The following is a 4,060-nucleotide window of genomic DNA, read 5'->3' as shown; positions in this document are numbered from 1 at the left end:
AAGCGCGAAGAGAATCAGCGCCGCCATGCTCGACCACGACCGGACGCTGTCCTCAGCCATGAGCCAGCGCACGAAAGGCATGGTGCGCATGGTGAGCCAGACGTGGCTGACCATCGTGCTGGTCTCCGTCCTGCTGACAGCCTCGGGCGCGGGCATTCTGTGGTGGCAGGGACAGCAGATACTCGACAATTACATGAGCATCCGGGAACAGCAGGATGCGCTGGAGAAGCTGAACGTGAAAACGTGGGGCGTGAGCTTCCAGAGCGACAGCAACGGGCAGTTTCTGGTGCTGCCGAAAGGCGTGAAGGCAGAAACGAGCTGGACGGTGGAGAACGGGAAGCGGAACGCCGTGAAACTGGTACGGGAGTAGAGCAGGATGACGGAGCTGGAAAAACAGTTACTGAGCGCATTAGAGCAGCTACAGCAGGACTACTCGAAAAGGCTGGACGAGTGGGAGAACGCCTTCGCGGAATGGCGGACGATGTCTGGTCTTATGCAACGGGAGAACGCGGCGCTGAGCGAGCACGTCACGGACTTGAGCAGGCAGGTGCAGAGTTTGAGCGAGCAGCTGCGCCGGTTGTCGTGATACTTAACGGTATTGAGGCGCACCGGGAGCAGGAGCGGGCGGTGCAGCATCAGAAAATGCCGGAGCTGAAGCAATCGCAGCGGCAGAAAGGTTTTGATCTTGGAATGTAGCTAATCAATATTTTGGGAAATAAAAAAGGGATGAGTTATGAAGTGTTCTTGGGCTTGCTCAGTGGTTTTGGCTCTGTCGTTTACAGTCGCTGCTGCTGAGAAGAACGACAACGTTACGTCAACAAAACCATCATCGGAAAGGGACTTATATCTTACCTGCAAAGGTTATCAGGTGAAGGGAGCATCTGTAATTAACGTGGAGAAACCTTCTTACCTTGAAGGGACTGGTGAGCAGGTTGAATTTGCAATCATTGCTCCTACTAGTGGTACGACTGATGGACTCAAAGTTTTTTTTGATTCATGGGGTTTTTCTTCTTTTGGATTGATTGAAAGTCATGTGATGCATGAGAGCTGGTCTTTAGTTCATGTCGGGGGACGAGCTTCAGTTAAAGGTGACAAGATTGATTATTCATTTTTTGATAACCAGCCACAGGATGGAGTTAGCTATAAACCCAAAACGCGGGTGTTCCTGTACAGCTGTCTCAACTCGGATAAAAGGCCATCTTGGGTCGAAAGAATATATACACGAACAGGCATCTTTCGAGGGCGCGTAGAAGATTAAAATACGGCATACAGCATGAAAATCTATTGAACACAGTGTCAGTTAATTTTCGTGCATGTCTATGCAGTCGCGGGAAATTTATCAGACGCAGACTGGGCGGTTTACCGGGGGGTTTGCTGCCATTTTTACCCAACTGGCGCCGTAATCGTGCCGAACCCGTCCGGCGCGGTGCGGGCAAGGGATGTTATGGTAAATCAGGTCTTTGTTCTATATGAAATCGAGAGGTGGTAAATAACGTGAAACATCTTATAAAAATGAGAAGTGCATACACCGCATTTTTTTTGCTTACTAGCTACGCTGCCAGTGCAGAGGTTATCTCTGGCCCATTTAAAGATAAAGCTGAGTGTGCTGCCTTTGCAACCTTGGCTGGGTACGATAATCGAATCTCATCAGCTCAAAAGTGGGGGATGTATGAGAGTTCATTGCGGAGTTTTGATGAGATGAGACCTAATCTGCGAGGCACAGTAAGGTTTATTAGTGAATACAATTATGAGATGAATGTTGCTGCGATTAGGGCGACAGATATGGTTATAGCGATAAAAGGAAAGCGCGAAAGTGCTGCTGTGAAGTTGTGGAATCAGAACGCTTGCAGCTCTAAATAAATCACAACAGTTAAGGGTTCCGACAATTTTCTCGATGATAGAGTGCTGGGGTATCTAAAAAGAACAGGTTGGTTCCTTCATGGATAAGAGTCGTTCGCTGGATTCTCTTGAGATAATTGGCTGCAGAGCGTAATCTCTTGCTCTGAAAACGAAAAAACCACCTGGGGAGGTGGTTTTTCGAAGGTTAAGTCAGTTGGGGAACTACTTAACCGTGGTAACAGGGTGTACAAGACCGCTGCCACCAAATTCGTCCTTCCAGTTTAGCCGTAGTCAGTCCTAAACTTCAAGAACTCTGCATCAGTAATCTCTTGTACACCCCTTACCAGTGGCTGCTGCCAATGGCGATAAGTCGTGTCTTTCCGGGTTGGACTCAAGATGATAGTTACCGGATAAGGCGCAGCAGTCGGACTGAACGGGGGGTTCGTGCATACAGTCCAGCTTGGAGCGAACTGCCTACCCGGAACTGAGTGTCAGGCGTGGAATGAGACAAACGCGGCCATAACAGCGGAATGACACCGGTAAACCGAAAGGCAGGAACAGGAGAGCGCACGAGGGAGCTACCAGGGGGAAACGCCTGGGATCTTTATAGTCCTGTCGGGTTTCGCCGCCACTGATTTGAGCGTCAGATTTTATGATACTCGTCAGGGGGGCGGAGCCTATGGAAAAACGGCAACGCCGCAGCCTTTTTCCGGCCCTTCCTGACTCGAGCGCCCTCTTTTTACCTCGTCATTCGTGAGCAGGCAACGCCCGCCGCAGCCTCACGGCAGGAGCGTAGCGACCGAGTGAGCGAGGAGGCGTCATTTCACCGACACCTGCATTTCGCACTTACACCCCGAGGTCACATTTATCCCCTGCCACATGAAGCACTTCCCTGAACCACCACTCCGATTTATCATATTAAGCCAGTATACACTCCGCTAGCGCTACGTGACTGGTTCAGGGCTGCGCCCCGAAACCCGCTAAAAGCCACTGACGCGCCTGCGGCTTGTCCAACGCCGCGCCGACCGGGAAAAGATTTCCCGCCCGTCCCGGCGTTATCAGGAGGCCGGATTGGCAGAAAAACGCAGCAAAATGCTCACGATGTGGGTTACCGAGGATGAGCACCGGCGTCTGCTGGAGCGCTGCGACGGTAAGCAGCTCGCAGCCTGGATGCGGCAGACGTGCCTGGACGAGAAGCCTGCCCGCGCCGGCAAACTTCCCTCAATCTCGCCGGCGCTGCTTCGCCAGCTTGCGGGCATGGGTAACAACCTTAACCAGATTGCCCGACAGGTTAACGCCGGTGGCGGCAGCGGGCACGACCGCGTGCAGGTTGTCGCCGCGCTGATGGCCATCGATGCCGGACTTGAGCGGCTGCGGCATGCCGTACTGGAAAAGGGGGCAGACGATGATCGTTAAGTTTCACCCGCGAGGACGCGGCGGCGGTGCCGGTCCGGTGGATTATCTGCTGGGAAAAGATCGTCAGCGTGACCGCGCCAGCGTCCTTCAGGGGAAACCGGAAGAAGTCCGGGAGCTTATCGACGCCTCACCCTACGCCAAAAAGTACACCTCCGGGGTGCTGTCCTTTGCCGAAGAGGACTTACCGCCCGGTCAGCGTGAAAAGCTGATGGCGAGCTTTGAGCGGGTTCTGATGCCCGGACTCGATAAAGACCAGTACAGCGTGCTGTGGGTTGAGCACCAGGACAAAGGGCGGCTGGAGCTGAATTTCCTGGTACCCAACACGGAGTTGCTGACCGGCAAACGTCTCCAGCCGTATTACGACCGCGCCGACCGTCCGCGCATCGACGCCTGGCAGACCATCGTGAACGGCAGGCTGGGGCTGCACGACCCGAACGCGCCGGAGAACCGGCGGGCGCTGGTCACGCCGTCCGCGCTGCCAAAAACGAAGCTGGAGGCCGCAGAGACGATTACACGCGGTCTGCTTGCCCTTGCCTCATCCGGGGAGCTGAAAACGCGCCATGATGTCACAGAGGCGCTGAAAAGCGGGGGCTTTGAGGTGGTGCGTACCACGAAAAGCAGTATCAGCATTGCCGACCCGGACGGGGGGCGAAACATCCGACTGAAGGGAGCCATCTATGAACAGTCTTTTAACGCTGGCGAAGGACTTAGAGCAGAAATCGAAAGCGCAGCAGCAGACTACCGGCGAGATGCTGAAAGCCGCATTCAGCGAGCACGAGAAGTCTGTAAAAGCGGAACTGAACGA

Annotated in this window: 6 protein-coding genes; all 6 read left to right on the top strand. The window is 53.9% G+C overall.

Annotation, left to right across the window (positions count from 1 at the left end):
* Nucleotides 1-370, top strand: a 370-nt coding sequence (locus DXZ79_RS20770; protein ID WP_244942329.1) for a mobilization protein, incomplete at its 5' end; no start/stop codon positions are given.
* A 6-nt stretch (nt 371-376) separates the two neighbouring features.
* A complete protein-coding gene (locus tag DXZ79_RS20765; protein ID WP_162928793.1) occupies nt 377-586 on the top strand; it encodes an MbeD family mobilization/exclusion protein in 210 nt (69 codons plus the stop codon).
* 147 nt (nt 587-733) lie between these two features.
* Entirely contained in the window at nt 734-1,258 is a 525-nt protein-coding gene (locus DXZ79_RS20615) for a hypothetical protein (RefSeq protein WP_120011662.1), read from the top strand.
* A gap of 236 nt (nt 1,259-1,494) precedes the next feature.
* Nucleotides 1,495-1,860 (top strand): hypothetical protein, encoded by a 366-nt coding sequence (locus DXZ79_RS20610; RefSeq protein ID WP_120011661.1) that lies wholly within the window; start codon nt 1,495-1,497, stop codon nt 1,858-1,860.
* A 1,071-nt stretch (nt 1,861-2,931) separates the two neighbouring features.
* Nucleotides 2,932-3,255: a MobC family plasmid mobilization relaxosome protein gene (locus tag DXZ79_RS20595; RefSeq protein WP_001445156.1), complete on the top strand. Its 324-nt coding sequence runs from the start codon at nt 2,932-2,934 to the stop codon at nt 3,253-3,255.
* Nucleotides 3,245-4,060: plasmid mobilization relaxase MbeA (gene mbeA, locus DXZ79_RS21250; protein ID WP_162928792.1), on the top strand; the 816-nt coding region annotated here is incomplete at its 3' end. The genes DXZ79_RS20595 and mbeA, both read left to right, overlap by 11 nt.

This window comes from Yersinia rochesterensis, from assembly GCF_003600645.1.
Lineage (GTDB): Bacteria > Pseudomonadota > Gammaproteobacteria > Enterobacterales > Enterobacteriaceae > Yersinia > Yersinia rochesterensis.
The sequence above is the reverse complement of the archived record's forward strand: the minus strand, read 5'-3'. Positions and strand labels throughout refer to the sequence as shown.

Coding starts and splice junctions, on each gene's coding strand:
- DXZ79_RS20765 (WP_162928793.1), top strand. CDS start 377: ATGACGGAGCTGGAAAAACAGTTACTGAGCGCATTAGAGCAGCTACAG.
- DXZ79_RS20615 (WP_120011662.1), top strand. CDS start 734: ATGAAGTGTTCTTGGGCTTGCTCAGTGGTTTTGGCTCTGTCGTTTACA.
- DXZ79_RS20595 (WP_001445156.1), top strand. CDS start 2,932: ATGCTCACGATGTGGGTTACCGAGGATGAGCACCGGCGTCTGCTGGAG.